Consider the following 22,570-nt stretch of genomic DNA (forward strand, 5'->3'; position numbering starts at 1 on the left):
CTCCTTTGCGGCGGGTCAGATCGTGCCGAAAGGAATTGTATGGCGATGCATGTCAGGCTTTCCAGCCTGAGGGCAGCGCACGACGCCTGCGATGTATACGGCAGCGCCTATCAGGCTGGTAGCCTGCCCTACACCCGTTGCCGCGCGGTGAGGTAGGCCAAGATGCCGCGGATTGAGATCACGCCGACGAGTCGTTCGTTATCGTCGACGAGCGGGATATGGCGAAAGCCGCCGACGTTCATGCGATGGAGGGCGTAGGCGATCTTGTCTCGCGGGCGGAGGGTCGTCGGCGAACTGGTCATCAGCGATCCAACCGGTTTGTCGCGGAGTTTATCGACCTCGACGTTTAACCGCAGCAGTGCGTCGCGTTCGGTGAAGATGCCGAGCAGTCGCTGCTTGTCGTCGACGACGGCGACGCAGCCCATTCGTTCGCTGACCATCCGCCGCAAGACTTCGCCGATCGGGGCCTCGGGGGGAAAGGAAACGGCCGGCCGTGGCTTGAGGATTTCAATCCGGTCGTGGAGTAGGCTCTTCTCGAGAGCCGTCGTGGCCTGCGGCAGGCTCAGGTCGGTGAGAGGCGCCTGGCACTGCTCGCAGTGATCGGAGCCTTCGAGGTTTTCACAGCCGCAGGCGGGGCAGGTGAGCATGGTGAGTTACGAGTCGCGAGTTTCGAGTTTCGAGCGATAACTCACGGGAATGCCGTCGTGAGCCGCGAACCGCGCGCAACGCAAAGCAAGATGCCGATCTCTCCGCATTCGTCTCGCCACTCGTTACTCGCAACTCGCAACTACTCCACTGTCCATGTGTCGCCCGAGTTAAACAGCGCCTCTAAATCTCCCTTGCCCCGTTTCTGAATCGCTTCGTCGATCTGGCCGTTGATGAGCACGTCGTACCGCGGCGCGTCGACCGAGCGGAAGACGCCGATTGGTTCTGGGAAGCCGTCTTCGTACCGCATCCGGCTGAGCAGGTACGCCAGGCTGGGCTCCGGGCTCCGTTCGTCGTGAAACAGCAGGTCATCCTCGGTGATGCCCTTGCCGAGCTCCACCACCTCGGGATTCATGCCGTTGAGACGAATCCCCTTCTCACGCAGCTTGCCGAAGATCAGCGGTTTGCCATGCTGCAGTTCCAGCGTGGTGTCCATCTTCGTGTCGCGGTCTTTGGCGTAGTCCCAGGCGCCGTCGTTGAAGACGTTGCAGTTTTGGTAGACCTCGACGAAGGAGGCGCCGGGATGCTCGGCGGCGCGCTTGAGCACCTCGCCGAGGTGGTTGATGTTCGTATCGATCGAGCGGGCGACGAAGGTCGCTTCGCAACCGATGGCGATCGACAGCGGATGGAGCGGATTGTCGATCGCCCCCATCGGCGTGCTCTTGGTCTTTTGCCCCAGCGGCGACGTCGGGGAGTACTGCCCCTTGGTGAGGCCGTAGATGCGGTTGTTGAACAGCACGATGTTGATGTCGAGATTTCGCCGGATGGCGTGCATCAGGTGGTTGCCGCCGATCGACAGGCCGTCGCCGTCGCCGGTGATCACCCACACCTGCAGGTCGGGGCGAACGCATTTCAGCCCCGTCGCCACCGCCGGCGCGCGGCCGTGGATCGAGTGGACGCCGTAAGTGTTCATGTAGTACGGAAACCGGCTGCTACAGCCGATGCCGCTGATGAAGACGGTTTTCTCGCGCGGCACGCCAAGGGTCGGCAGCACCTTTTTCATCTGGGCGAGAATGGAATAGTCGCCGCACCCCGGACACCAGCGGACGTCTTGGTCGCTGGCGAAGTCGGTCGGTTTCAGGACGGTTAGGGCTGTTTCTATGCTCATGGTTTTTTTGCTTCGAAGAGATGTCTCACGCAAAGGCGCGAAGGCGCAAGAAGAAAGACGCATTTCCCCGCATTTCCTTTGCGCCTTCGCGCCTTTGCGTGAGATTTTTCTTTGAATTCAAGGCACTCATTTGACGCTCAACATTCCGTCGATCTTCTCCACCAATTCGCCGACGCTGAATGGTTTGCCCTGCACTTTGTTGTGGCCGATGCAATCGACGAGGTAGGTCGCTCGGAGCAGCGTGCGAAGTTGGCCGAGGTTCAGTTCGGGGACGAGGACCTGCTGGTAACTCTTCAGGATGTCGCCCAGGTTTTTGGGCAGCGGGTTGAGGTAGCGCAGGTGGCAATGGGCGACGCTGCCGCCGCGCTGCTGCACCTTGTGCACCGCCGTCGCGCAGGCGCCGTAGGTGCCGCCCCAGCTGACGACCAGCAAGTCGCCGCTCTCAGGGCCGTCGACCTCTTGGGGGGGCACGTCGTCCGCAATTAACGCCACTTTCTTGGCCCGCGTGTGAACCATGTGTTCGTGATTGAGCGGGTCGTAGCTGACGTTCCCCGTAACGTCTTGCTTCTCCAACCCGCCAATGCGATGCATGAGTCCCGGAGTGCCAGGGACCGCCCAGGGTCGCGCCAGGCGTTCGTTGCGCTGATACGGCAAGAACGGGTCGCCGTTTTCCGTGCCCGTCGGGTGGGTGATTTCCGTCCGCCGCAGCGCCGACAGTTCGGGAATTCGCCACGGCTCGGAACCGTTGGCGATGTAACCATCGGTCAGCAGGATCACTGGCGTCATGAATCTGGTCGCGATCCGCCACGCCTCCTGCGCCGCGTCGAAGCAGTCGGCCGGGCCGCGGGCGGCGATCACCGGAATTGGGCATTCGCCGTTGCGGCCATACATCGCTTGGAACAAGTCGGCCTGTTCGGTCTTCGTCGGCAATCCCGTCGAGGGCCCGCCGCGCTGGACGCTGATGATCAGCATCGGCAGTTCGGTCATCACGGCGAGACCCATCCCCTCGGCCTTCAGCGCGATGCCAGGACCGCTGGACGCGGTGACCGCCATCTCGCCGGCGAACGCGGCGCCGATCGTCGACGTGATCGCCGCAATCTCGTCCTCCGCTTGAAACGTCAGGACGTCGAAATTCTTGTGGCTCGCCAGTTCGTGAAGAATGTCGCTCGCCGGCGTAATGGGATAGGCGCCCAGGAAGAGCCGCTTCCCCGAAAGCCTGGCCGCGGCGATCAGCCCGTAGGCCAGGGCCGTGTTCCCCATGATGTTGCGGTACTTCCCAGGCGGCAGCTTGGCCGGCGCCACCTGATACTGCGTGTTCATCGCTTCGACCGTCTCGCCGTAGTTGTAGCCGGCGCGGAGGCTAGCGGTGTTCGCCTCGGCGACCTCGGGCCGCTTGCCGAACTTCTGGGCGATGAAGCGCAGCGTCGGTTCGAGTGAGCGATCGTAGAGCCAGAAGACCAGTCCCATCGCAAAAAAGTTGCGGCAAAGGTCGGCCTCTTTTTGCGTCAGCCCGAACCCCTCGACGGCGAGCCGGTTGAGCTTGGTCATCTCAACGGCGTGCATGCTGTAGTGGTCGAGCGAGCCGTCTTCCAGCGGATTAGTCTTGTAGCCCGCCTGCTCCAGTCCTTTTTTGTCGAAGGCGTCTTTGTTGATGATCAACACGCCGCCGTCGCGGAGGTCTTCGAGGTTCGTCACGAGCGCCGCCGGGTTCATCGCCACCAGGGCGTCGACCGTATCGCCGGGGGTGTAGATGTCGTGGCTGGAGAAGTGAACCTGAAATCCCGAGACGCCCGCTTTTGTGCCGCGCGGCGCGCGGATTTCGGCCGGAAAGTCGGGGAACGTGGCGACGTCGTTCCCCGCCAGCGCCGACGTATTGGTGAACTGCGTTCCGGCGAGCTGCATGCCGTCGCCCGAGTCGCCGCAGAAGCGGACGGTCGCGTCGTCGAGCGGCGCGATAGGTTTTACTGGGGTAATCGTAGCCATCGTGAGCTGGTGTCCTGCAATCTTCGTTGGCAGTTGGTAACGGCTCCAGACGAACGTCTTTCATTACTACGATCGGGAAGTTCGCACGGGCCACGAGAGGCCGCCTTCTGCGCTCCCCTTTCGGATTTGTTAGGCTCCCTCCCGGTGCATGTAGCGCTTCCCTGGTTCGGGCGGTAGGGTGTAGATCGCTTGCGGGAAATGTTCGACCAGGTAGTGAACAATTCCTCCCACGGCGACGACGCCCTGAGGCGTCCCCTGTTCGTCGACGATCGGTAAATGGCGCAGACCGCGCTGCGACATCAAGTCGATGGCGGCGCCAACGGTCGCCGTCGCCGGCAAAACGACCGGCGTGCGGGTCATCGAAAGGCGGATGTTCGTGTGATGATCGCCGCCAGCCGCCATCCAGCGCAGCGCGTCGCGTTCCGTGAAAATACCCTCCAGGCGACAGCCGTCGGCGTTATCGCTGCAGATGAGGACGCAGCTTCCCCGTTGGGCCCGCATGAGTTCCAACACCTCGCCGACGGTCGCGTCAATAGCGACCGCGAGCGGTTGGTCTGGATAGGCCTGGGTGACAAGATCAGTGCTGAGGCTGAGAAAACTCACTGCCTAGCCGAGTGCCGTCGGTCGGAAGCACTTCCGCAGCAGGCGCCGCATACCTGCTGTGGTCCGCGCGGCGCAGAACACGCATCGCGAAACCGTCCGTAGCCATCTATGCGTCAGTCTAACGCGGCGACGGTGCAGGTTAAACATGAAAATGGCGCCGAATCTTGACGATCGCTGCGGCGGCGGGGGTGAGTCCGCCCAATTGGCCCCGAATAGCCGGAGGCACGCTTGCCTCCGGGGGCCTCCCGGACCGCGTGGCGGTCCGGCTATTGGGGAGCTGAAGGAAACGACCGTTATCCTTCTCCCGTTACCCCATCAAAGTCAGTCGGCTTATAAAACCGATGGAGGTCAATCCCGCCGCGCTGCTCTTCCTCAACGAGCTTCAAGCGAGCTTCCAGCTGCTCGACCCGCCGCGCCAGCACCGGCAGCAATCGCTCTTCGGGATCGGCGACCGCCGACCGCGGGGCCTCGGGATATCCCAGCTGCCGATGCAGGGCGCCGAAAAGCAGCAGTGGATCTTTCTTGCGATTGGCCCAGGCGATGCGTCCCTCCTGCCGGCCGAACAGCGGCGGGAACCCTTGCGCCGTCGCCTCGGCCACGAGCTCGTTGAATAGCGCCGGACTGCCCTGCTCCGCCGCTTTGCGCTCGTGGTAGAACTCGCTCCGCACGAACAGCAGATCCGCCATGTCGACGATGCCGATCTGCCGGCGGACGGTGAGGATCCAGTTCCGCCAGTGTTCGTCGAACGCCGAATCCTTGGCGATGGCATCGAGCCCGGCGTCGTACCCCATGCGATTGCGGCAGAGGACTTCCAGCTGATAGAGAAACAACCCTTGTCGCGAGGCGCCCTCGGCGCGATACGCGGCCTCGCGTCGCAAAATCTCTAGCCCGACGCGCAGGTCAAATCGCTGACGGTCGTTCTCCGCCTCGGCCATGACGAAGGCTTGAAACGGCGTGAAATAATGGGGAAGTCGCTCCATCGCCGTGGCAAAAGCGCCGAGATGCCGGAGCTCGGCCAGCATGAAGTCGACCGCCATCGGCAGCTTGGTCGTGACGAGGATTTCCTCGCGCAGGCTTTCGAGGATTTCCTGAGCAGGGATATTCTCGCGCATGCGCGCGCCGAGGACCTCAAACAAATGCGCTTGCTCGACGTACTCCTCGCGCGGCAGCGGCGAGACGTCGGAACGCGCTGAGTCGACCTCCATCAGTTGCCTTCCGCCTGGAGATGTTTCGCCAAGAACGCGATCGAACGGTTAATCGCGTCGCGATCCATCGCTGCGGCCGTGTGCCCAAGATGTGGCACAACATACAAATCGGAAACGATTCCCGCCGCCACCAGCGCCGCGCGCATTTGCGTCGGGCTCGCTAGCGGCACGAGCTGATCGTCCTCGGCATGAAAGAAAAACATCGGCGGGTCGTCGGGCGTCACGAACGCCGCGGGCGAAGCGAGCCGATACTGCTCCGGGCATTGAGCAGGCGAGCCGCCGAGGAAGAACGACAATCCGTCGACGTTGCGGGGAATCGGCCGCAGATCGCACGGCGCCCCGCCGCAGGCCACGCATTGAATCCGCGTGCTGGGAACGCTCTTCGGGTCGGCCACCCCTTCGAGGCCGTCCTTCTCATCCGTCGTCCCGAGCAGCGACACCAGGTGGGCGCCCGCGGAGTAGCCGAAGCCGCCGATTCGCTCCGGGTCGATCTTTAGTCGTGCGGCATTGGTGCGCATCCAGCGAATGGCGTCTTTGCAGTCGAGGATTTGCGCTGGGAACTTGTGGGCCGGCGCCAGGCGATAGCTGATGGCGATTGCCGTGAAGCCATGCTGCGCGAGCATCTGGGCCACGCCCGAAAGCTGTCCGCGGCTCCCCATCCGCCACGCCCCGCCGTGGACCACGAGGACTCCCGGGAATGGCCCGTCGCCATCGGGAATGTATACGTCGGCCTTCAGCGGACCATCGTCGCGCTGGGCGTAGATTTCGCCGTAAGTTGCCTTGAATTCGCCGCCGCGCGCTTTGAAGCCGCCGACCAGCACGCTGCCCGAGAGGATCGCGAGGCTCAGTATTCGTCGTCGCGTCACCGCTGCCGCTCCTGTCCAAGTGGAGGCCAAGTTCCGTAGCCTCTATAATATCCCCTGAACCGCAGAAAAGCGGCAACAGCAGTAGCGAGGAAGCTGTCAGCGATCGGCTTTCAGCCAGAAATGCACTTTTGTCCGGCTGACCGCTGAATGCTGACCGCTGATCGCTAGCTCCACCTACGGCAATCGCCTCAGCCGCCGCACCGTTTAACCCAGGCGCCTCCTTTGAGCCACCAATTCTCCACGATCGAGCAAGCCGTCGAAGCCATCCGCCAGGGGCGCGTCATCATCGTCGCCGACGATGAAGACCGCGAAAACGAGGGGGACTTCGTTTGCGCCGCGGAGAAGGTGACCCCCGAAATCGTCAATTTCATGATCACTTACGGGCGGGGGCAGCTCTGCATGCCGATCCTGCCCGACGTGAGCCAGCGGCTCGAACTGGGGGCCATGGTCGAGGCGAACAACAGCCCCCTCGGTACGAACTACACGGTGCCGGTGGATCACCGCACCAGCCGTACGGGCATCACGGCCGGCGAACGGTCGACTACCATTCGCGCCCTGTGCGATCCGACGAGCGTGCCGGCCGACTTCATTCGACCGGGACACTTGTTCCCGCTCGTGGCCAAAGAAGGGGGCGTCCTCCGCCGCGCGGGGCACACCGAAGCCGCCGTCGACCTCACCCGCATGGCCGGGCTGACCCCGGCGGGCGTGCTGTGCGAAATCCTCGACGACGACGGCGATCGCGCCACCCGGCCGAAGCTGCAAGAGCTGGCCAAAAAGTTCGACCTGCCGGTGATTTCAATCGAGCAGCTGATCGCCCATCGCCGGCTGAGCGAGAAGCTCGTCTATCGCACTGCCGAGGCCAAACTGCCGACCAAGTACGGCAACGGCAAGATCATCTCCTACGGCGTGAAATACGAATCGCAGGAGCCGGTCGTTTACGTCATCGGCGATCCCGCGTCGGTCGCGGCGCCGCTGGTGCGGCTGCATTCCTCGTGCTTCACCGGCGACCTGCTCGAATCGCTCCGCTGCGACTGCGGCGACCAGTTGCACATGGCGCTCGACATGATCGGCCGCGAAGGCGCCGGCGTGCTGGTCTACTTGCCGCAAGAAGGCCGCGGCATCGGGCTGGTCGAAAAGATCAAAGCCTACGCCCTGCAAGATCAGGGGATGGACACTGTCGAAGCGAACATCGCCCTAGGGTACATGGCCGACCCGCGCGACTACGGCGTCGGCATTCAGCTGCTGAAGGATCTCGGCCTCCGCAAAGTTCGGCTCCTGACGAACAACCCCAAGAAGACCGACGCCTTCATCTACGGCGGCTTCGATTTGGAGGTGGTCGATCAGGTGCCGATCGTGGGGCCGATTCACGAGCACAATGCCGCGTACATGGCGACGAAGCGGGAGAAGATGGGGCATAAGTTGCCGTAGCGACGACGTGGGGTCATTTGCACCAAGGAAACGACTTGCCAGGCTTGCTCGTTATCGAAGTCACATGCTATTTCGCTTCCACGCCAACATCTTTGCCCTCCCGCCGCAGGACTCCAACGGCGGGCGCATTACGCTGCGCGGCGTTGAACTCCATACGCTGCGCTCGCAAACCTTCGACGCCTTCTTCTCCGTCGCCTTCGAAGAGGCTTACGACGCCCTCGCTCAACTTCCGCGCATCGACATTGAACCCGACGGCTTCTTCGTCATTTCGGGCGATCTCGACGGCAGGCGCTGGCAACTCAACGGCCATCTTTACGACTTCGGCGATCGACTCCACCGCGTCGAGCTCCACGGAGATTGCCCGCCGGAGTCGCTCGACGCGATCCTCGCCTGCATCGGCTGGCCGCAAACGCCGCTGGCGTTCGAGTTGGTAATGGAGGGCGTGGCCCTCGATGAGGCCGCCTTCCGCCAGTTCGCCGCGGCGAAGCCTACCAGTTGAGGCCGATGCCCGGAGTGACGCCCGCGAAGTTGACGCGACCGACTTGCGAGACGTCCCACGATTGGACCTCGAACGCGCATTGAACGAACGCGTCGGCGGCTCGGAACTTGCGGCGGTATTCCACGCCCAGGGCCGCTTCGCTGAGCACCATGTTAGCGTCCCCTTCAGTCAGCCCGCTGCTATGCGGCTGCTCCCATTGGCCGATCAAGTAGGCGACGCGCCCCCGGCCGAAGACCGACCAGACGTGAATTGGCGTCTCATAGAATCGATGCGAACCCTCGGCGAGCAGCCCGAGCCCGCCGCCGCGATTTCGAATCACTGCTCCGCCATTGTAGGTGGTAGTGACGACGCCGTTGTTGTATTGGGTAGATGAAGACTGAATGTTCGATAACGAGGAAGCTGGCGGATAGTAATAGGCGTAGTCGTCAAAGTCGTAACCGACTATCAATTGGTCTGGCTCCCTCCCAGGGTCTTCGAGATCGTAACCGTCGCCATAAAAAAAGCCGTAGGGGTAATAGTAGGACGTTTGCGTCGCCGTATATCGCTCCCGCAACGTCAATTCAGCCGCAGTCACGCTGGCGCCGAAGGCAAAGTATCCGGTGCGATGTTCGACCCGCTTGTAAAAGTCGAGATCAAACCGATTCCCGCTGAAATTGATCTGATGCGACGTGACCGCCAACGGGCCGTAGTAGAACGACTGAACCCCCGGTTGTTCGACGTCGACGGCGCTATCGAATCCCCAACCCCGTCCGCGGATGCCGAAGCCTTGATCGCTCTCCCAACCCAGCGAGATACGCGGCCCGAGGATAGGGTGCTCGTTCGCCGTCTCCAGCGTCGTCGTGCTGTAACTTGGCATGAGCACGGTTAGTTCCGTCAACAACGACCAGCCCCCGCGCCGTCGCGCGTTCGGTTCCACAAGCGCCGCTAGGCCGACTTCGTCGCCGCAAGCCACCGCATCGCCGTCGGCGAATTCTGGTTCCACCGCTTCGCTCGCGGGCGCCGCTTCCGCCCACTGGGCAGCCTGGAGAAAAGGGTCGACCGTGGCTGGCTCCTCGGCTCGCGCGAGCTCGAGGCCGCCAGCGGCAACGCCCAGGAGAACCCCGAAGATGAGCAGGCCAATCCGCATCAACAACGCTCTGGCGATGAAAGGAACGTAGGGAATCAAGCACGCTTAACCGGCGAAACGAATGCTTCTTGAGCGCGCCGACGCTACCACTCCAACCCGATTCCGTTCGTCACGCCGGCGAAGTTAATCCGATCGGCGATTGAGACGTTCCATGTCTGCACCTCGAACGAGCATTGCGCGACGAGGTCGGCTCGACGTAGCTTAAGTCGATATTCCAGCCCCAGCGCCGCTTCGCCAAGCAGCATGTTGCCGTCGCCCTCAGTTAACGCGCTAGAGTAGGGTAGTTCCCATTGGCCAATAAGGTAGGCGACTCGCCCGCGGCTGAAGATTGACCACTCATGGAGCGAGGTTTCGTAGAAGCGATGCGATCCCTCGACCAGCAACCCCAGCCCGCCCCCGCGATTGCGTACGACGCCCTCTCCCTGATAGGTCGTCGTATAGTGAACAGGATAGCTATAGCTGTAGGGAAAGTTGTAGATGGTTTGGTAGTAGTAACCGTTCTGCGTCGCCGTGTAATTCTCGCGCAACGTCAGTTGGGCAGCAGTCAGGCTGGCGCCGATCGCTAAATATCCCGTTGAGTGTTCGAATCGTTTGTACAAATCGAGATCGAACCGGCCACCTCGGAAATTGATCTCGTGCGAGGTCACTTGGAGGGGAGAGGCATAGTCGTAGTAATAGTAGTAGGACGCAGCCGGAATGGGCGACCCTTCAGCGTTCACAGCGGTGTCGAAGCCCCAGCCGCGGCCCCTTACGCCAAAGCCCGCTGCGCTTTCCCACCCCAAAGAAACGCGAGGTCCGAAGATCGGTTCGTCGTTGGCGCTCGCAATCGTCGTTGTGCTATAGCTCGGAAAGAGCGTCGTCAGTTCGGTGAGTACGATCCAACGACCGCGTCGACGCGGGTTGAGCTCGATGATCTCTGCCATCTCGACTGCGTCGCCGCAGTACGGCAATTCGTCGTTTACCTCGAAGTCAGGCTCTCCGACGTCGGATTCGTCGACTCGAATCTCCTCCGCCCATTGCGCCGCCTGCAGAAGCGGATCGACTGACGATAGTTCGCGGGCGTACGAAACGGCGCAGCCGATGGCGACCCACGCCATGGCCAAGTCGAAAAGTAAGCGTCGAATTCGCATGCAGCTGACGATCAATGCAGATCGGCTAACAAAAAAAGTCGCTATCAACGTCAGCTTTCTAAGCAACTGGGCGATTGCGGACAACACCATCTGCCGCAATTCTGCTAGCACCTTGCACATGGCCGGAGTTGCGGCGCCTCTCCCCTGCTTGCTACTCTCCGGCGCCCAAAAACGTACGTCTACCTGGCCTTTCAGGAATTCGACCCGATGCGACTCGTCACCGTCACCCCGGCCGGCCGGCGCCCTTATCTCGAAATCCTGGCCAATTACCTGCTCCGCCGGCGCGATCTCATCGATCATCACCAATGGTGGCTCAACACCCGCGTGCCGGATGACGTGGCGTATATCTATCGCCTCGCCGATCGCTATCCCAGCTTTTTCCGCGTCGTCGCCAAGCCCGTTGGGCCGCAGGATCGCATCGGCTACACGATTTGGCGCTACATGAGCGAATGCACCGACGCCGAGACGATCTATTTGCGGCTTGATGACGACATTTGCTACATGGCCGACGACGCGATCCAGCAGATGCGCGACGCTCGGATGGCTCGGCCAGAGCCGCTGCTGATCCTCGGGAATATCGTCAACAATGCGGTTTGCAGCCATTTTCATCAGCGAGCGGGCCTGCTGCCGAACTCTTGGGGAACGGTCGCCAACGACTGCATGGACGCCAACGGCTGGCGGAGCGGCGCGTTCGCTCGCCGCCTCCATCGGCGGTTTCTCAAAGATCTCGCCGCCGGCCGTGAGACGTGGTGGCGGCGGGCTGCCATGCCCGTCGACGGCACGGCCCGATTCTCGATCAACGCCATCTGTTGGCGCGGCGACGACTTTCGCGAGATCCCTGAAACCCGCGGCGGCGAAGTCGACGAGGAACCATTTCTCACCGCCGACATGCCGCGGCGCCTTGGTCGACCGAACGTCATCTGCACCGACGCGTTGTTCGGCCATTATGCGTTTCTTACGCAGCGTCCGTTCCTGGAGCGGACCTCGCCGGAGATTCTCGCCAGCTACCGCCAACTTTCGGAACAAGCGGCGGCGAGCCCACATCTCCCGTTGCTGGAACAAAGTTATTTGAGGGTGCGGCGGGCCGTCGGCGTTTCAGGGTGGTACGCTGAACAGGGCTTCGCGAAGGCAGGTGAGTTGTACCGGACCGGGAAGCAATTCGTTCGCGGCCGGCGGGCGGCCTAGAGCCTGCCGAGCCCGTGGTCGCGACGCGCGCTAACAGAGGTCATCGCGCACTGCGGAGCTTCAAAGCTGCAGCAAGCCAGGATCGCGTCCACGTCGTGCGACCGTCGATGCGGATCCCGCGCAGCCGCGCCGTCCCGCGGCACATCGCCTTATGAATGCGGCGATTGTTGATTCCATGCTTCGCCATCAGTTGGCGGTGCTCTTGATCGGGGTCGACGCCCAGCGCGGCGAGTCGGCGGTGCACCCCGCCCGACTGTAGCGGTCTCGTATGGTTGACGGCCACCTCGTCGATCACGGCGAGGTCCTCGGGGCCGTACATCGACGCCCACAGCCAGTCGATGCCCCATGCCGAGACGTTGGCCGTGAACGTCGGCAACACCCGTGCAAGCGCCTCTCGCGAAAAGAGGGGACACATGATCTCGACGAACTGCGAATAACGGAGCACGTACGCCGGCGCAGCGCGCAGCGCTGCGAAAGAGACGTCGCCTTGGCCGATCGCCGGCTGGCAGATCGCCAGCCGATGCTGGTGCGCCAACTGAAACAGTCGATCGATCTGCGCCGCACTGGCCGCGATGTCGTCATCGGGCATCCAGATGTACTCGTACCGCGCGAGGAGCGGGGCCAGCGATCCCGTTAGCGCTTCGTGGAGCAGGGCGAACTTGATTCCCTTGCGCGCCTGGTAGAAATCGGACTGATCAGCGTACCGCCCCGTTTGATCGCCAAAATAGATCAGCGCGAGATCGAACGAGCGGTCCCCGCCCGTCAGCCAAGCGGCGTGGACCGATTCGTCTCCTACGGCGGCAATGACGAGATTCTTGCGCATCGTTACTCGTTTCGCAGCAGCGTGCCGCGCCGCTAGGCGGCCCGGGAGAGTTGCCGCTTTTGCCCCACTTCTCGCTCGGCGGCGACCATCGCCTGTCCGATCACCTGATGCATGTCGAAGTACTGATACGAGCCCAAACGGCCGCCGATGATCGCCGTCCCTTCGTCGGCTAGCCGACGGTAACGCTGATAGATCTGCACGCTCCGCCAATCCCTTACCGGATAGAAGGGTTCTCGACCTGGCTGATAAGGCTGCGGGTATTCGAACGTCACGACGGTCCGCTCGTTCTCGCGCATCGCGAAATGCTTGTGTTCAACGACCCGCGTGTACGGCACATTGCGGTCGGCGTAGTTGACGATCGCCGCGCCTTGAAAATCGCCGCTGAGCCGCGTCGTGCGGAATCGCAGTGAACGATAGTCGAGTTCCCCGAAGCGGTAATCGAAGAACTCGTCGATTTTTCCAGAATAGACCAGTCGCGGGGCCGCGGCTTCGAGTTCCTCTCGATTGGAGAAGAAGTCGACGCCCGTCTCGACTTCGATGTTCGGATGGTCGAGCATGTTCTCGAACATTCGCGTGTAGCCGTCGATCGGGATGCCCTGATATTTGTCGTCGAAGTAGCTGTCATCCCAATTCAGGCGAATGGGAATGCGCTTGATGATCGACGACGGCAACTCGCTCGGATCGCGGCCCCACTGCTTGGTCGTGTAACCCCGAATGAATAATTCATAGAGCTCACGACCGATCTCGCCGACGATCCAGGACTCCAGCGTGTCGCCGCTCGTCGTCTCGCGGACTGCCGCGAGCCGGCGTTGAGCTTCGAGCGGCGTGGAGACGCCCCACACTTGGTGGAGGGTCATGAGATTGATCGGGAAGGAATAGAGGCGGTTGTGCTGCCGCACGAGACCGCGGTGGCGGTAGTGATTGAATTTTGCGAAGCGATTGACGAAGGCCCACACGTCGGCGTCCTGCGTGTGGAAAATATGGGGTCCGTATCGGTGGACCTCGACGCCGTCGATCTTCTCGCTGAAGCAATTGCCGGCGATATGGTTGCGACAGTCAACGATCAGGGCTCGCCGGCCAGCTTCGGCGATGCACCGGGCGAAGACGCTGCCGTACATGCCGGCGCCGACGACCACGTAATCAAAACCAGCCTTCATGTCGCTCATTACCGCCGCGTTTTCGACAAACTTCTGACCTTCTGACCTTTTGCCGTCGCTCGTCCGCTGGCGGCAGCCAAGACTTTTAGCAACCCGCCGGCCAGCCGTGAAGTCGATTCCGGCGCTGCTAGCGAGACGCCGGTCCGCCTGCTCGGCCATGCGTAAGGGGCTTCTACTGGAGCATGACTGGCGTTTTGCCTCGGATCAGGCTTTCGCAGCCGATTGGAGTTGCCCGCCGGGGTTAAGGATTGTTAACATTCCGGCCCTGCTCGCCGACCGGATTGGGGAATCTCGATAGCGACCTATCCAGGCAATGTTTCGAAGATTGAGGAGCGCCCGCAAGACGCGGCGCGAACGGTGCGACGGCGCGACGTCCCGCTCAAAGGGATAGGCCTTCGTCGGCGGCTCAAGGATGGCTAGATGCGGATCGGAATTTATTCGACGATGGCCGGCATGCCCTGGGGGGGGAGCGAAGAACTCTGGAGTCGCGCCGCTGCCGTCCTGCAGCAGCAAGGGCACCAGATCTGCATTAATTACAAGCGCCGCAAGGAACCGGTCGAACGCCTGGAACTCCTCAAAAGTCACGGGGCCGAAGTTTACCTCCGCCGCGGCATCCGCGTTGGCCGCGCAATTCGCAAGGTCATGAACGCCGTTCACCTGGGACGACATCCCGGGCTCGATTGGATCAAGGCCGCCAAGCCCGATTTTGTCTTACTGTCGGTTGGGTTTCACCTTGATGAGACGTCGATCACGGCGACGCTCCGGGAGCAAAAAATTCCTTACGCCGTGCTGGTGCAGTCGGCCAGTCCGTACCACTGGATCGAAATGAATCGGTTCGCCGTCGAGCGCGCCGCCTATGATGGCGCTATGCGCTGCTTCTTCGTGTCGAAGCAAAACCAAGCCATCGTCGAAACGAATCTCGCGCTCGATCTGGCTGATGCCCAAATCGTCGACAACCCGTTTCAAGTGCCGCTTGACGCGGCGCCGGCGTGGCCCAGCGGAGAGCGGGCGTGGAAGCTCGCCTGCGTCGCCCGCGTTCACTTTCAGTCCAAGGCTCAGGACTTGCTGCTACGCGTGATGCGGCAGCCGAAGTGGCGGACCCGGCCCGTCGAAGTCCACTGCTGGGGCAGCGACGGCGGCAGCATGCAGCAAGCCAAGGAACTGATCTCCCTTCATGGCCAGCAGAAGCAAATCTTCTTGCACGGCTTTACGCAGAACGTCGACGCGATTTGGCGGGACCACCATGCCCTGGTGTTGCCTTCGCGTTTCGAGGGCAACGCCTTGGCGATGATCGAGGCGATGCTGTGCGGGCGCATGCCGATCGTCACCAACGTCGGCCGCGTGGCTGAACTGGTAGACGACAACGAGAATGGATTCGTCGCGGCTGCGGCAACCTTGGAACTGCTGGACGACGCACTCGAGCGGGCCTGGCAGCGCCGACATGAATGGCAAGCTATGGGGGCGCGGGCGGCGCAGACGATTCGCCAGCGCCACAGTCTGCAACCGGCCGAAGACTTCGCCGCAGCGCTGCTCAACGCCGCCACGGAAAAACGCCAGCATCGCGCGCGCGTCGCCGCTTGACGGATCAGCTCCGCCAATCGAACCCGCTAAGCTGCGCCAGCGCCAGGATGAGCGATTGCGTCCCGTCGCGCAGGTGGCCCTGCCCAGCCGCGGCTCGATAGAGCTGTTCCGCTAGCGCAACTCCGGGCAACGCCAGGTTCATCCGCCGCGACTCTTCGAGCACGATTGCCAGATCCTTTAGGAAGTGCTCGACGAAGAACCCGGGCGCAAAGTCGCCGCGCACGATCCGCGGCGCCAGGTTTGACAGCGCCCAGCTTCCTGCTGCGCCGGAAGAGACCGATTCGAGCGCCCGGGTGAGATCGAGCCCAGCTCGATGGGCGTACAGCAAAGCCTCGCAAATGCCGACCATGCCAGCGGCCACGAGCGTCTGGTTCATCATCTTCGTGTGTTGCCCCGCGCCGGGACCGCCTTGCCGAATCCAGGTTTTCCCCATCGCTTGCCAGCAAGGTTCCAGCGCCTGCACGGCGTCTTGATCGCCGCCGATCATAATGGAGAGCGTTCCGCCACGGGCGCCGACGTCGCCCCCCGACACTGGAGCGTCGATCGAGATGACTCCGCGCTCGGCGGCGACGGCCGCAATCTCCTCGGCCAATGCCGGCTGGCTGGTCGTCATGTCAACGAGGATCGCCCCTTCGCGACACGCACCAAGCGCGCCGTCGACGCCCAGGATGACTTCGCGCACATCGTGCGGGTGGCCGACCATCGAGAAGACGACGTCGGCATCGGCGGCAGCATCGCGCGGCGTGGCGGCGACCTTCGCGCCCCGCGCCGCCAGCGGATCGGTCTTCGACCGCGTGCGATTCTGCACGGTCGCCTGGAAACCGGCGTCCATGAGCCGACCGCACATGCTCGAGCCCATCACGCCGACGCCGATCCAGCCGATGCGAGTCGAGTCGGGTGAAATCCGGAAGTGAGTCATGCGGGGAAGTCTCCTGAGTTGGTTGTCTCAGCAGACCTTACCACGCTTCCCGAGCCGCTTCCAAGGGTCCGGCTTGATTCGCCGTTCAACTCGCTGAGCAGAGGAGCGACCTGCCCGTCCGCGCGTCGGCGACCGCTGCGGGCCGTCGCGATGTCGGCCGCGAAACTTCCGGCGTCGCCTGCATGACAGTGGCGACGAGCTCCGCGACCGAGCGAATTCCCAGTTTGGCGAAGATGCTGCGGCGTCGGTTCTCGATCGTGCGGACGCTGACTCCGAGCCGGCTGGCCGTCACCTTGTTCGGCGCACCGTCGACAATTTGCCGCATCACCTCTTGTTCCTGGCAAGTGAGGCTATCGATGCGCTGCCGCATGCTCGCCTGCCGGCGACGGTGGTAACGTCGTTCCGCATCGATCGCCAGCGCCGCTTCAACCGCGCTGCCGAGCGCCTTCGAACCGCACGGCTTGTCGAGCACCGCGATCGCTCCGTTTTGCATCGCCCGCACAATCACGGACGTCTCGGGCCTGCCGGTCATGAGAATCACCGGAATGACGAAATCGCGGCGCTGAAGTTCCAATTGCAGTTCGAGACCGCCCATCCCGGGCAGCCGATCGCTGGCCAGGATGCATCCTGGCGAGTCGTCGTAACGTTCGAGCAGTTCCTCAGCGGAAGTGAACCGTTCGTATTCCAATCCCAGGTCGTGGAGCATCGCGCAAACGAGGTCGAGACCCTGGGCGTCGTCGTCGACGACGTACAGCAGCGGGGCTTCAAACATGTCACAACCTTCGGCGAGAGTTCCGCCTTCGCGGGCGGAACCGATGTGAGGGAGGTTTGCCGCCACCCTGGGGGCGACAAAGCCGCCGTACGATCGCAATCGCGCGTTGCGGCGTGAAACTCTAACCGCGCTCTATCGCGCGGGCTCGAAGAAAATCAGATTTCACTAGTGCCTTTGCTCTACGGATCCTCGACTTCTGTGCGGCGTATGCCGTCGGCTAGTCAAATAGCCCTACGGAACCCCGCACACGGCCTGAAGGAAACACCCTCATCTAGAGAGGGCGTCATCTGGCAGCGGCGGGAGAAACTCCCGCGCTACGAGGAACGGTCAGCGATTGCGGATTACTTGGCCGCGATGCGTTCGTCGGCGTCGAACACATAGTGATCGATGCAAGCCAGGACGCCCATGGCGACGATCGACAGCACGAACGCCGAGGCGGCAATTGCTGACTGGATGAGCAAATCGGTCGACTCCAGTCGGCTCTCATTCATCCATGCGAGTACGCCGTGAACAAAGTAGTAAACGGCCCCCGCAAGAAACACGAGGCCCAAGACCAGCGCGACCCAGGCCGCCAATTCAACTATCCGCTCGAACAGCCAAGCCATGTCCTGCGCCTCGAAGGAGAAGTCTTGTTGCAACGGCGACAGTGTAAACCGTAGGAGCCACGGTTGCTACTAGCAGCGGCGGCGCATCGCCGTAACGGCTAGCCGGACCGCCACGCGGTCCGGGAGACATCGCCAAACGAGCCGCCGGTCCGGAGGGCGTGGCCCTCCGGCTAGTGATTTGCCGTTAGACCGCTTCGACGGGAATCTCGCAGTGAGCGAGCAGGTCGTCCTTGCCTTTGCGGTGGCAAAAATCGCCCAGCGCCTCGCCCGGTTGGCGCTCGTCTCGGTAATACCGAAAGACGCTGGCCAGCCGCGGGACGACCTCTTCCGACGGAACCATGTCCTGGTAAATAAAGTTGAGACGATCGCCCTGGCGCCGCCCGCCCAGGAAGATCGTATATTTCCCCTTCGCCTTGCCAACCAAGCCGATGTCGCTGTTGTAAGGACGAGCGCAACCGTTGGGGCAGCCGGTCATCCGGGTGGTGAAGACTTCGCCCGCCAAGCCCAACTCGGCCAGACTGTGCTCCATCTGGTCGATCATCCCCGGCAGCGCACGTTCGCTTTCGGTAATCGATAGCCCGCACGTCGGCAGCGCGGGGCACGCCATCGACCAGCGCCGGACAGCGCTGGTTTCCTCCGTGGTCGGAACGCCATTGCGGTGGAAGATCTCGGTCAGTCGGCCGCGGTCCGATTCTTTGAGATCGCAGAAAATGATGCCCTGATGCGGAGTGAGCCGCAACGGCGGAGCAATCGTCCGGCAGACTTCGCGGAGCGCCGTTTTCAGCCGGATCGAGCCTTCGTCCTTAATGCGGCCATTCTCGACGTTGAGACCGTAGAACCACTTGCCGTCGCCCTGGGCGTGCCAACCCATGCCGTCGTTTTGGTCGGTGACGACGAATGGCCGCGGCGGCGCGAGCGGGCCGCCGAAGTACTCCTCGACCTTCTCCTTGAAGCGCGGGAGCCCCCAGTTGTGAATCAGGTACTTGAGGCGCGCCACCTTGCGGTCGGATCGATTGCCAAAATCACGCTGAACTTTGATCACCGCCTTCGCGACGTCGATCGCCTGCGCGAGCGGAATGTAGCACATCGGCTGGGCAAGCGCCGGGAAAGTCTTCGCGGCGCTGGGCGTCACGCCGAAGCCGCCGCCGACGAGCATGTTAAATCCGGAGACGTTCCAGTTCTCGGCGATCGCCATCAAGCCGAGGTCTTGCGAATAGAGATCAACGATATTGTCGGTCGGCAGCCCGATGCCGATCTTGAACTTGCGCGGCAGATAGGTCGGGCCGTAGAGCGGTTCGACCTCATCCCCTTCGATCTTGCCGCCGCCGACCAGTTGCCGTTCTCGCGTCGCTTCGTCGATGAGCCAGAGCTCATGGTACGCCCGCGTCCGCGGCCGCATGTGGGTCACCAACTCGTCGGCGAACGCTTGCAACTGGCTATACACCGCATCGCCGTGATAGGGGCAAGGCGAGCACATGATGTTGCGCACCACGTCGCCGCAAGCGGCCAGCGTGGTGAGTTGCACTTCATTGATGCGGTGGATCGTCTGCTGCAGGTTCGACTTCAGAATCCCGTGGTGCTGCAGGCCCTGGCGGGTCGTGATCCGCAGCGTCGTGTTGCCGACCTCGTCGCAGAGATCGATTTCCGCAAGCATCTGCTCGCTGGTCAGCTTGCCGCCAGGAATCGCGGAGCGGACCATGAAGCTATAGGTCTTCCCGCCGTCGCGATCGTCCCGGTCGTCCTGCTGATAGGTGCCGTGATGCTTCAGCAGCTGGATGCTCTCCTTGCCGAAGTGATCGTTGCCGTCGACCAACTCCGCCGGGATCGGCCCCCGCAGATAGTTGCTCTCGATCTTCATCCCCTCGACGGGGCTCAGCTTCTCTTCTTTGGTGGGGGCGTCGCTCATGATCCCGCTTGCTTGCGGCCGGCTCGCCAGCGCGGCGGCCTGCACAAATTGCCTAGGTCGGTTAGTTTGACTCGAACTTCAATCATACCTGTCGGCGGAAACGCCGGCCATATCGGTCGACGCCTTCCATTGTTTGCCTGCGCCCCCGTACGATGCAACCCATGCAAGCAAATGACAATGTCCCCGGCTCGCCAGGTTCGCTCAGCGCCAGAATATGCGTGTGGGTCGCGACGGGGCTCGGTCTCGGCCTGGTGACGCCGGCTCCCGGCACATTCGCGGGCCTGTGGGGGCTCGGCGTCGCCGCTGCTGTGTCGGCGCTCAGTCCGATCGGGGCCCAAATCGGCGTGATCGCCGTGCTGCTGGTCGGGGCCGTCCTCATCTGCGACATCGCCGCGCGAGCCCTGGGCTCGACCGGCGACCCCGGAGCCATCGTGCTCGACGAAATCGTCGTCCTGCCGATCGTCTTCCTCGCCGGGCCGCCGCTCAACTGGACCGTGCTGCTGACCGGCTACGTCCTGTTCCGCCTCTGCGACATCTGGAAGCCCGGCCTCGTCCGCGTCGCCGAGCGCCTCCCCGGCGGCCTGGGAATCGTCGCCGACGACGCCGTCGCCGCGGTGCTGGCCAATCTGCTGCTGCAGCTTCTCGTCTGGGCCGAACGCGCCGGCGGCTACGAATGGCTCGTCCCGAGCGTCTGACGCTTGGTTGGCGCGAGGGGTACAATCGGGGGGCTGGGCTACCTGAGGGATGAACCCTCCGGCTCGCTGGCCGAAAGCGTTGCTTTCGCTGAACCCTGACCTCTGAACCCTGAACTCTCACCGCCGATGCCCGCCCAACTCCTCGACGGCAACGCTCTCGCCCGCCAGATCCGCAGCGAACTGACGACCGAGGTCGCTGAATTCATTGAGAACAACGGCGTCGTCCCGGCACTGGCCGCGGTGCTGGTCGGCGGCGACCCGGCGAGCCAGGTCTACGTTCGCAACAAGCGTCGCGACTGCGAGGAAGTGGGCATCAACAGCACGCTCCACCGGTTGCCTGAGACGACCACGCAAGACGAGCTGCTCAACCTCATCGCCAGGCTCAATCGCGACGACGCGATCCACGGCATTCTCGTGCAACTTCCGCTGCCGCCGCAGATCGACAGCCGGGCGATTCTCGAAGCCGTCAGTCCGAACAAAGACGTCGACGCGTTCCATCCCGAGAACGTGGGACTGGTCGTCCAAGGCCAGCCGCGATTCCTCCCCTGCACGCCGGCTGCGGTGCAGCAGATCCTCGTGCGCAACAACGTCTCGATTGCCGGCCAGCATGTCGTCGTCGTCGGCCGCAGCGACATCGTCGGCAAGCCGTTGGCGATTATGCTCGCGCAACGCGGCCCGGGCGCCGACGCCACAGTCACCCTCTGTCACAGCCGTACGCCCGATCTTGGCGCCTTTACGCGCCAGGCCGACATTCTGGTCGCAGCCATCGGCAAGCCGAAGTTCATCACGGCCGACATGATTCGGCCAGGGGCGACCGTGATCGACGTCGGCATCAACCGCACCGACGCCGGACTGGTGGGCGACGTCGACTTTGAGGCGATCCTGCCCGTCGCCAGCCGTATCACGCCGGTTCCTGGAGGGATCGGCCCGCTCACCCGGGTGATGTTGCTGGTGAACACCCTGACGGCGGCGCGCCAGCTGGAAATGTGACTCGCGGTCGGGCAGGCGCGCGGCGCCGGCGGCAAGGCGCGGCATTTTTGTTGAATTCGCCCCTGCCAGTGGTATGCTGACCCGAACTAGCGAGCCGGGTCGTCCCGCCCCCGTCGCCGCAACTCCCGCGCGCCGCGCCGCCGTCGCCGCGTCACCCCGCCTCCGCAGGTCCAACGATGTCCGATCCCGAAAGCGCCGGCTCCTTCTCCTTCGGCCGCGTCCTCATGCTGGTGATCCCACTCGCCCTGGTTGCTTGGGCCGCCAAAATGTACAGCGGTAATCTGGAGAACAGCGCCCAAGCGCGGCTGGAGCGAACGATGGCGTCCCGGCTACTCGCCGACGTCGCCTCGTCCGACAGTCTGAGTCAGAAGTTCGCCGACGCCGACGGCGATTTGCTCGCCGATTCGCCCCAGGACGAAAAAGCACTGCTCGATCCGGACACGATCAATTTCTCCTACGTCGCCTCCAGCGATACCGAGGATGAAGCGGCAACGTGGAAGGAGTTCATCGCCGCCCTGTCGGAGAAGCTTGGCAAGCCGGTGAACCTCGTCACCTACGCCGACGTCGGCGAGCAGATGCGCGCCCTGCAGAACGGCGAGTTGCATGTCACCGCATTCGCCACGGGCGAAACGCCGGAAGCGGTCAACGAAGCCGGTTTCATTCCTGCGGCATGTTTTGCCGACGCCGACGGCAAGTTTAGCTACACGATGAAGATCATTGTCCCCGCTGGCAGCGACGTCAAATCGGTCGACGACGTCAAGGGAAAGCGGATGACTTTCGTCCGTCCGCGCTCCAATAGCGGTTGCACGGCCGCGCTGGTGATGCTGATGAAGGAGCACGACCTGCAGCCGGAACGCGACTATAGCTGGGGGTGGTCCTTCGGTCACGAAAACTCAATCAAGGGCATCGCCGAGAAGAAGTTCATGGCCGCGGCCGTTGCGAGCGACATTCTGGCACGGATGATCGCCAACGGCGACATTGCTGAAAGCGACATTTCGGTCATCTACGAATCAAAGCCCTACCCGCCGGGCGTCGTCGGGTACGCCTACAACCTGAAGCCCGAACTGCGCGACGGCATCGTCGAGACGCTCACAACCTTTGATTGGAAGGGAACCGGTCTCGAAGCAGGCCCAGGCAAATCGGGGAGCGTGAAGTTCGCCCCGGTGGACTACAAGAAGGACTGGGAACCCGTCCGCGAGATCAACAAGGCCGGCGGCGAGTTGTTCACTAAACTCGCAGCCCCGGCGGCGTAGAGGAGTTCGAAGGGGTCGGGGGCCTTTTGCC

Annotated in this window: 21 protein-coding genes; 7 read left to right on the forward strand and 14 right to left on the reverse strand. The window is 62.9% G+C overall.

Features of this window, described 5'->3' with window-relative positions:
* Positions 1-128 precede the first annotated feature (128 nt).
* The 6 genes from I41_RS00325 to I41_RS00350 all read right to left on the reverse strand — a co-directional run bounded on the left by I41_RS00325 (position 129) and on the right by I41_RS00350 (position 6,470).
* Positions 129-647: a CBS domain-containing protein gene (locus tag I41_RS00325; RefSeq protein ID WP_145429870.1), complete on the reverse strand. Its 519-nt coding sequence runs from the start codon at positions 645-647 to the stop codon at positions 129-131.
* Between the two features lie 140 nt (positions 648-787).
* Positions 788-1,813, reverse strand: coding sequence for a 2-oxoacid:ferredoxin oxidoreductase subunit beta (locus I41_RS00330; RefSeq protein ID WP_145429872.1), 1,026 nt, complete (start codon positions 1,811-1,813; stop codon positions 788-790).
* 126 nt (positions 1,814-1,939) lie between these two features.
* Entirely contained in the window at positions 1,940-3,796 is a 1,857-nt protein-coding gene (locus I41_RS00335; RefSeq protein ID WP_145429874.1) for a 2-oxoacid:acceptor oxidoreductase subunit alpha, read from the reverse strand.
* 129 nt (positions 3,797-3,925) lie between these two features.
* Entirely contained in the window at positions 3,926-4,399 is a 474-nt protein-coding gene (locus tag I41_RS00340) for a CBS domain-containing protein (protein ID WP_145429876.1), read from the reverse strand.
* Positions 4,400-4,692: 293 nt separating this feature from the next.
* Positions 4,693-5,604, reverse strand: a complete 912-nt coding sequence (locus I41_RS00345; RefSeq protein WP_145429878.1) for a hypothetical protein — start codon at positions 5,602-5,604, stop codon at positions 4,693-4,695.
* Positions 5,604-6,470: an alpha/beta hydrolase gene (locus tag I41_RS00350; protein WP_168206577.1), complete on the reverse strand. Its 867-nt coding sequence runs from the start codon at positions 6,468-6,470 to the stop codon at positions 5,604-5,606. Before I41_RS00350 ends, I41_RS00345 begins: the two co-directional genes overlap by 1 nt.
* A 222-nt stretch (positions 6,471-6,692) precedes the next feature.
* On the opposite strand from I41_RS00350, the gene ribB reads away from it, so the two are divergent.
* Both ribB and I41_RS00360 read left to right on the forward strand, forming a co-directional pair.
* The gene (ribB, locus tag I41_RS00355) at positions 6,693-7,898 is read left to right on the forward strand and encodes a 3,4-dihydroxy-2-butanone-4-phosphate synthase (RefSeq protein ID WP_145429883.1); all 1,206 of its coding nucleotides are present in this window, start codon (positions 6,693-6,695) and stop codon (positions 7,896-7,898) included.
* 64 nt (positions 7,899-7,962) lie between these two features.
* A complete protein-coding gene (locus I41_RS00360; RefSeq protein WP_145429885.1) occupies positions 7,963-8,397 on the forward strand; it encodes a hypothetical protein in 435 nt (144 codons plus the stop codon).
* On the opposite strand, the gene I41_RS00365 is transcribed toward I41_RS00360, so the two are convergent.
* Positions 8,387-9,523: a hypothetical protein gene (locus I41_RS00365; RefSeq protein ID WP_145429887.1), complete on the reverse strand. Its 1,137-nt coding sequence runs from the start codon at positions 9,521-9,523 to the stop codon at positions 8,387-8,389. The genes I41_RS00360 and I41_RS00365 overlap by 11 nt on opposite strands.
* Positions 9,524-9,606: 83 nt before the next feature.
* Positions 9,607-10,653: a hypothetical protein gene (locus I41_RS00370; protein WP_145429889.1), complete on the reverse strand. Its 1,047-nt coding sequence runs from the start codon at positions 10,651-10,653 to the stop codon at positions 9,607-9,609.
* A 207-nt stretch (positions 10,654-10,860) separates the two neighbouring features.
* Here I41_RS00370 and I41_RS00375 point away from each other — a divergent pair, with 207 nt between their 5' ends.
* On the forward strand, positions 10,861-11,838 hold the full coding sequence (locus I41_RS00375; RefSeq protein WP_145429891.1) for a hypothetical protein: 978 nt from the start codon (positions 10,861-10,863) through the stop codon (positions 11,836-11,838).
* A gap of 40 nt (positions 11,839-11,878) precedes the next feature.
* Here the strand turns inward: I41_RS00375 and I41_RS00380 are convergent, their stop codons facing one another.
* Positions 11,879-12,661 (reverse strand): hypothetical protein, encoded by a 783-nt coding sequence (locus tag I41_RS00380; RefSeq protein WP_145429893.1) that lies wholly within the window; start codon positions 12,659-12,661, stop codon positions 11,879-11,881.
* A 32-nt stretch (positions 12,662-12,693) separates the two neighbouring features.
* Entirely contained in the window at positions 12,694-13,977 is a 1,284-nt protein-coding gene (gene glf, locus I41_RS00385; RefSeq protein ID WP_246133765.1) for a UDP-galactopyranose mutase, read from the reverse strand.
* A gap of 261 nt (positions 13,978-14,238) precedes the next feature.
* Between glf and I41_RS00390 the strand changes: the two genes are divergently transcribed.
* Positions 14,239-15,399, forward strand: coding sequence for a glycosyltransferase family 4 protein (locus I41_RS00390; RefSeq protein WP_145429895.1), 1,161 nt, complete (start codon positions 14,239-14,241; stop codon positions 15,397-15,399).
* Between the two features lie 4 nt (positions 15,400-15,403).
* On the opposite strand, the gene I41_RS00395 is transcribed toward I41_RS00390, so the two are convergent.
* From I41_RS00395 to I41_RS00410, 4 genes are all read right to left on the reverse strand, one after another.
* Complete coding sequence (locus tag I41_RS00395; protein WP_145429897.1) at positions 15,404-16,318, reverse strand: NAD(P)-dependent oxidoreductase; 915 nt, start codon at positions 16,316-16,318, stop codon at positions 15,404-15,406.
* Between the two features lie 85 nt (positions 16,319-16,403).
* On the reverse strand, positions 16,404-17,090 hold the full coding sequence (locus I41_RS00400) for a response regulator transcription factor (protein WP_145429899.1): 687 nt from the start codon (positions 17,088-17,090) through the stop codon (positions 16,404-16,406).
* A gap of 341 nt (positions 17,091-17,431) precedes the next feature.
* Positions 17,432-17,695 carry a hypothetical protein gene (locus I41_RS00405; RefSeq protein WP_145429901.1) on the reverse strand — a complete coding sequence of 88 codons (264 nt, stop codon included), beginning with the start codon at positions 17,693-17,695 and terminating at the stop codon, positions 17,432-17,434.
* A 184-nt stretch (positions 17,696-17,879) separates the two neighbouring features.
* On the reverse strand, positions 17,880-19,601 hold the full coding sequence (locus tag I41_RS00410; RefSeq protein ID WP_145429902.1) for an NADPH-dependent assimilatory sulfite reductase hemoprotein subunit: 1,722 nt from the start codon (positions 19,599-19,601) through the stop codon (positions 17,880-17,882).
* A 161-nt stretch (positions 19,602-19,762) separates the two neighbouring features.
* On the opposite strand from I41_RS00410, the gene I41_RS00415 reads away from it, so the two are divergent.
* The 3 genes from I41_RS00415 to phnD all read left to right on the forward strand — a co-directional run bounded on the left by I41_RS00415 (position 19,763) and on the right by phnD (position 22,539).
* Positions 19,763-20,296, forward strand: coding sequence for a phosphatidylglycerophosphatase A family protein (locus tag I41_RS00415; protein WP_168206579.1), 534 nt, complete (start codon positions 19,763-19,765; stop codon positions 20,294-20,296).
* Between the two features lie 126 nt (positions 20,297-20,422).
* Positions 20,423-21,286 (forward strand): bifunctional methylenetetrahydrofolate dehydrogenase/methenyltetrahydrofolate cyclohydrolase FolD, encoded by an 864-nt coding sequence (folD, locus tag I41_RS00420; protein ID WP_145429906.1) that lies wholly within the window; start codon positions 20,423-20,425, stop codon positions 21,284-21,286.
* 176 nt (positions 21,287-21,462) lie between these two features.
* Positions 21,463-22,539 (forward strand): phosphate/phosphite/phosphonate ABC transporter substrate-binding protein, encoded by a 1,077-nt coding sequence (phnD, locus tag I41_RS00425; protein WP_145429908.1) that lies wholly within the window; start codon positions 21,463-21,465, stop codon positions 22,537-22,539.
* The last annotated feature ends 31 nt before the right edge of the window (positions 22,540-22,570 follow it).

This window comes from Lacipirellula limnantheis (assembly GCF_007746075.1).
In the GTDB taxonomy this organism is placed as follows: domain Bacteria; phylum Planctomycetota; class Planctomycetia; order Pirellulales; family Lacipirellulaceae; genus Lacipirellula; species Lacipirellula limnantheis.

Coding starts and splice junctions, on each gene's coding strand:
- I41_RS00400 (WP_145429899.1), bottom strand. CDS start 17,090: ATGTTTGAAGCCCCGCTGCTGTACGTCGTCGACGACGACGCCCAGGGT.
- I41_RS00370 (WP_145429889.1), bottom strand. CDS start 10,653: ATGCGAATTCGACGCTTACTTTTCGACTTGGCCATGGCGTGGGTCGCC.
- I41_RS00380 (WP_145429893.1), bottom strand. CDS start 12,661: ATGCGCAAGAATCTCGTCATTGCCGCCGTAGGAGACGAATCGGTCCAC.
- I41_RS00410 (WP_145429902.1), bottom strand. CDS start 19,601: ATGAGCGACGCCCCCACCAAAGAAGAGAAGCTGAGCCCCGTCGAGGGG.
- I41_RS00390 (WP_145429895.1), top strand. CDS start 14,239: ATGCGGATCGGAATTTATTCGACGATGGCCGGCATGCCCTGGGGGGGG.
- I41_RS00415 (WP_168206579.1), top strand. CDS start 19,763: ATGCAAGCAAATGACAATGTCCCCGGCTCGCCAGGTTCGCTCAGCGCC.
- I41_RS00345 (WP_145429878.1), bottom strand. CDS start 5,604: ATGGAGGTCGACTCAGCGCGTTCCGACGTCTCGCCGCTGCCGCGCGAG.
- I41_RS00360 (WP_145429885.1), top strand. CDS start 7,963: ATGCTATTTCGCTTCCACGCCAACATCTTTGCCCTCCCGCCGCAGGAC.
- I41_RS00335 (WP_145429874.1), bottom strand. CDS start 3,796: ATGGCTACGATTACCCCAGTAAAACCTATCGCGCCGCTCGACGACGCG.
- I41_RS00395 (WP_145429897.1), bottom strand. CDS start 16,318: ATGACTCACTTCCGGATTTCACCCGACTCGACTCGCATCGGCTGGATC.
- I41_RS00365 (WP_145429887.1), bottom strand. CDS start 9,523: ATGCGGATTGGCCTGCTCATCTTCGGGGTTCTCCTGGGCGTTGCCGCT.
- folD (WP_145429906.1), top strand. CDS start 20,423: ATGCCCGCCCAACTCCTCGACGGCAACGCTCTCGCCCGCCAGATCCGC.
- glf (WP_246133765.1), bottom strand. CDS start 13,977: ATGGCCGAGCAGGCGGACCGGCGTCTCGCTAGCAGCGCCGGAATCGAC.
- I41_RS00405 (WP_145429901.1), bottom strand. CDS start 17,695: ATGGCTTGGCTGTTCGAGCGGATAGTTGAATTGGCGGCCTGGGTCGCG.
- I41_RS00325 (WP_145429870.1), bottom strand. CDS start 647: ATGCTCACCTGCCCCGCCTGCGGCTGTGAAAACCTCGAAGGCTCCGAT.
- phnD (WP_145429908.1), top strand. CDS start 21,463: ATGTCCGATCCCGAAAGCGCCGGCTCCTTCTCCTTCGGCCGCGTCCTC.
- I41_RS00330 (WP_145429872.1), bottom strand. CDS start 1,813: ATGAGCATAGAAACAGCCCTAACCGTCCTGAAACCGACCGACTTCGCC.
- I41_RS00375 (WP_145429891.1), top strand. CDS start 10,861: ATGCGACTCGTCACCGTCACCCCGGCCGGCCGGCGCCCTTATCTCGAA.